Genomic DNA, 4,091 nt, shown 5'->3' with positions numbered 1-4,091 from the left:
CGCTCAGTACGGGGAAGTGAAGACCCTGCCGGCGGTCGACCGCCCGGTTCAACTGCGCCAGCAGGATCACAGGGATCTCCATTTCCTCTGCCATTAATTTCGTTTTGCGGGCAATACTGCCCAGGGCCAGGTCGGTCGTTTCCTGCAGGCTGTTCTTCGATACGACGATATTGATCAGGTTCAGGTAATCGATGAAAAAAGCTCCCAGTTTCCCTAGTTTATGCAACGACTGTGCCTTGGCACGAATGTCGTCGATCGTATCCGATCCGCAATATTCGAGGGTGATCGGTAAACGTTCCAACTCTTTCTGTGCCTGCTCCAACCTGACACGGTCGGAAGCCAAAGTACCCTTAAAACGCAAACGGTCGGCATCGATCCCGCTGATCATCGACAACAGTCGGATCACGTTCTGCTCCTTGCTCATCTCCACACTGAAGAAAGCGACCGGTATACCCTTCCGGGCCATACTAAGTGCCATCCACAAGGCCACAGCCGATTTACCCATCGAAGGACGACCGGCTATTACCGTCAGCTCCCCTTTATACAGCCCTCCGGTCAGCGCATCCAGGTCGTACAGCCCGGAAAGGACGCGAGTCAGTTTACCCGCTTCACGGTCTGCCTGATCCTGATAACTCTTCTCAAGCACACGGGCAGACACCGTTCCGGCATCTTCCATCGATACCGTACGAGCCATTCCGTTACGTAATCTTCCGGCCAGCTCCTCCACTCCCGTCAACAATTCCGGCAGGTCGGCGGAGGGCAGTTGTGCCTCCGTCTCTTTTTCCTTCAACCCATTGACTAACTGTCGCAAAGTATAACAGCGTACCAGCTCGTCGGCATGGATACGGATATGGTTATCCGTACGCACATCCAGTAACATTTCCGTAAGGAACGACAAACCGTTCAATTGCATATAGAAACTGCTATCCAGGCGCAGCATCTCATTCTCTACCGTCAGCATATCGATTCCGGTTCCCGACTCCACCAGCGAAAGGATCGCCTTATAGACAAACTGAAGTCGGTGGTCGCTGAACATGTCTGCTTTCAAACGTCCAGCTACGTCGAATATGGCATCCGGACTGGTCAGTAAACCGGCTATCACGGCTTGTTCCATCGCCAGATTGATGTTCGGGATAATTTCCCGCTTATTTTTCTGTCCTTCACTCATCAGTTCACCCCTCCTTGCTGTTTATCTGTCGGATTATAGAAATTCATTGCTATATCCCAGATGCTACTGCCTGAATCCGTCGGATCGCAGTCGTTTCCTCCATTCACCTTCGTTGCTTCATGGTGTACCTCCAAACACTGTCCGTAATTCACTAAAGCGATACGTTTGTAAAAACCGACATCCGAAAGGATTACAAAATGCTGTTGCCCCAACTTTACCAGGCATTTCTTCACCAATCGACGATCGATCCCGGTCAGTTCTTCAATTTCAGTATAGGAAGTGATCCACTCACCCGGATGGCAGAAATAGACCTGATCGTTCAAACAAACCTGTCCTTCACTGAAATAAGCGAATGTCTCCACGCACAATAATACTTTTGCCAGTTCCTGCAATTCGCGTTCACCCAGGAAAAAAGCCCGCAACACACTCCTGCCCACTTTGATGTAGCCCGACTTCCGGTAATCCGAAGTCATGTTCTCCTTACGTTTTTTCATTTTTCTTACCCTTTTAGTTATTAATTAAAACGTGACAGGTAAAAGCGCGCATTTGTGACAGATTGCAGAATTTGATTTTCAAACAGCAGGACAAGGTTACAAGACATTACTCCGACAGCGGTTTGCACAGCCTCTTTAATATAGAATAAATATTATTTATAATAAATACAAAGAGACACGATCAAAAAATTAAATCCGAACGTTCCCGCCCGTTTACCTGATGCAGTAAATATACAATAGCCTGTCTTTGGGGCGGAGTACACGGAAAATGTAAAAAAACAGGAATAAAGCAAACTCATTCCCAGCGAATTAGTAATTTATTTTTAGTTTTTGTGTGTGGGAATTATATTCTTAAAAGATTTTAAAACCTCTTCATATTCCGGAGGCATTTCGTAAAGCCACCGTCTGATCGTCGAGCGTTCTTTACCCAAACAGAACGCTTCGTAAAGCGCATCTGCCAATTCTTTCTTATTGCATCCGAAAATACCAGATTCAAATAACACCTTCATCACGGCAACAAAAAAACGGGGATAGTTCACCCTTTGAGGCGGTGTAGAATACATTTGCTTTTTGTATCCGTAATATTCCACGATCGTATCTCTGTATTCAGCAAAGAAACGTCTAGAAAATTTACACCATAGCTTGTTATTTACATCATCCGATTCCTGCAGAAAAGCAGCGGTTTCCATCACTGTTCGTATCGGATCCGGTTGTTTCTTTACATTTTGTTTAAAAGTAGGAAAAGATAACGGATATCCTCCCGCAAGCCTACATAAATTTTTTTATCCATTTTTATATGTATTAGGCCGGGAATGAGTTGCTTATATCCTAAAAAAAGACCAGACTTTTGATTTTAAAAGTCCCTTATTTTGAATTCAAAAGTCAGGTCTTAACATTTCAAAACACCCTTATTTTATAAACTTCTTCAAAACCGAACGGATCACACGATTGTTTAATACGATAGTATTGAGCTTCATGTTCCTTTTCTTCTCCCAGACCTTTCCTTCTGCATATATTGGGATATTCCCGTGCATTGTACGCCGGTAGGCCTTTTCTTTCGGCTGATCGAATATATATATGAATATTGAAATCAAAACCTGGCCAGAAATCGGTGAAATAACAACGTATTTGCTTTTTCATATCTTATTCATTTTTTAATCAACTTCATATTTTCACGTACCAGACGAAGGGTTTGCGAAGCAAATTTCTGAAAATAGGTAATAGCGGTTTCTTCATCGCCATCCATCAAAGCCAATACAACCAGATTATTCCAGGCATGCCGGTCACCCTGTGACAAAGCGGCAGCTGCGGCATTCAACTGGACTACGGCGCACACAGAAGTGTAAATAAATATCATTCCGCTCGTCATCCAACATAGACAGAAGGATCTTCAATATATCAAACTAATTGTGAGCGACAATTAAATAGGCATGTTTAGCTTTCATTCCATCATTTTTAAATTCTCACGGCTTAAGCGAGGATTTTGTGCTGTATATTTACGGAAGCAGGCAGCAGCTTTTTCCTTATCACCTTCCATCAAAGCCAATACTCCCAAATTATTCCAAGCACGCTGGTCACCTTCTACCTGATTGAAAAAATAACGGGCAGATTCCTTATCACCCTGTGACAAAGCGGCAGCTGCGGCATTCAACTGGGCTACGGCACATGAAGGATAGGTATAAGCCGCCATTTCATATACTTCGCGATACTGATCCGTACCAGGGCGATATAAAGAAGCAGCACGGAAAAAATCTGTCAAAGAGACTTTTTCCGGTTGACTATAAATCTGTTCTATCAGCAGAGGATTATTGGCTGAAATGACCTGCGATTTCGTTTCTACCACCAACTCCATACGGCGCAAAAGACTGAAGAAACTCTTTTCAATATCTTTATAAACGGCACCGTTATCCATTGCACGGATCTGCTTGCGACGGCTATCGGGATCATCGGTCAGTTGGAAAATTGCTAGTACGCGACTGCTGTATTTCTTATCCGACTTAGCAATCAACTCTTTCAACCCGTCCCAGTCTTCTCCTACCCAATCGACAGTAACCAGGCCATTATCCGGTAGGTTGAATTGTTTCCGCAAATAAGCCTTAAACTGGATAGAACGATTACCGGCTAAACGTTCGTTCTCCTTCGTATTACCGTCGGGAGAGGCATAGCCGGTGATACGGATTTTCGTTACGCCACCGTTATCTGATTGTAAAAGGGGCTTCAGATGCTCTTCCAGTTTTGTCAGTTCAGCCCGGTTATTACCGTATTTGGGATTGACAGATATACTTCCTGCCGGGAAATCGACATAAACGGATATATTCCGGGAAACCACCTCCGGAACCAGTTCCTCATTCGGAGTGATATAATTGATCATCCGGTTATAAACCGATTGGGCATTGATTTGCAACAAAGGTATTTCAATGTTTCTCGTA

At 44.4% G+C, this 4,091-nt stretch carries 6 protein-coding genes and 1 pseudogene; all 7 read right to left on the bottom strand.

Annotation, left to right across the window (positions count from 1 at the left end):
* Positions 1–1,168 (bottom strand): DnaB-like helicase C-terminal domain-containing protein (locus QZ076_RS21820; protein ID WP_293717216.1); only part of this gene is annotated, 1,168 nt, incomplete at its 3' end.
* Positions 1,168–1,662, bottom strand: coding sequence for a hypothetical protein (locus tag QZ076_RS21815; RefSeq protein WP_293717215.1), 495 nt, complete (start codon positions 1,660–1,662; stop codon positions 1,168–1,170). The genes QZ076_RS21820 and QZ076_RS21815, both read right to left, overlap by 1 nt.
* Positions 1,663–1,985: 323 nt before the next feature.
* Positions 1,986–2,351: a hypothetical protein gene (locus tag QZ076_RS21810; RefSeq protein WP_293717214.1), complete on the bottom strand. Its 366-nt coding sequence runs from the start codon at positions 2,349–2,351 to the stop codon at positions 1,986–1,988.
* A gap of 208 nt (positions 2,352–2,559) precedes the next feature.
* Positions 2,560–2,802 carry a hypothetical protein gene (locus QZ076_RS21805; RefSeq protein ID WP_293717213.1) on the bottom strand — a complete coding sequence of 81 codons (243 nt, stop codon included), beginning with the start codon at positions 2,800–2,802 and terminating at the stop codon, positions 2,560–2,562.
* Positions 2,803–2,809: 7 nt separating this feature from the next.
* Complete coding sequence (locus tag QZ076_RS21800) at positions 2,810–3,019, bottom strand: hypothetical protein (protein WP_293717217.1); 210 nt, start codon at positions 3,017–3,019, stop codon at positions 2,810–2,812.
* A pseudogene (locus tag QZ076_RS21795) lies at positions 3,003–3,107 on the bottom strand (glycosyl transferase); the annotation flags it as partial. The pseudogene QZ076_RS21795 and the gene QZ076_RS21800, both read right to left, overlap by 17 nt.
* On the bottom strand, positions 3,104–4,091 hold a 988-nt coding region (locus tag QZ076_RS21790; protein ID WP_293717212.1), incomplete at its 5' end, for a hypothetical protein. The gene QZ076_RS21790 and the pseudogene QZ076_RS21795, both read right to left, overlap by 4 nt.

Source organism: uncultured Parabacteroides sp. (genome assembly GCF_905196875.1).
GTDB lineage: Bacteria > Bacteroidota > Bacteroidia > Bacteroidales > Tannerellaceae > Parabacteroides.
Note: the sequence above shows the minus strand (reverse complement) of the source record. Positions and strands in the feature narration are given on the sequence as shown.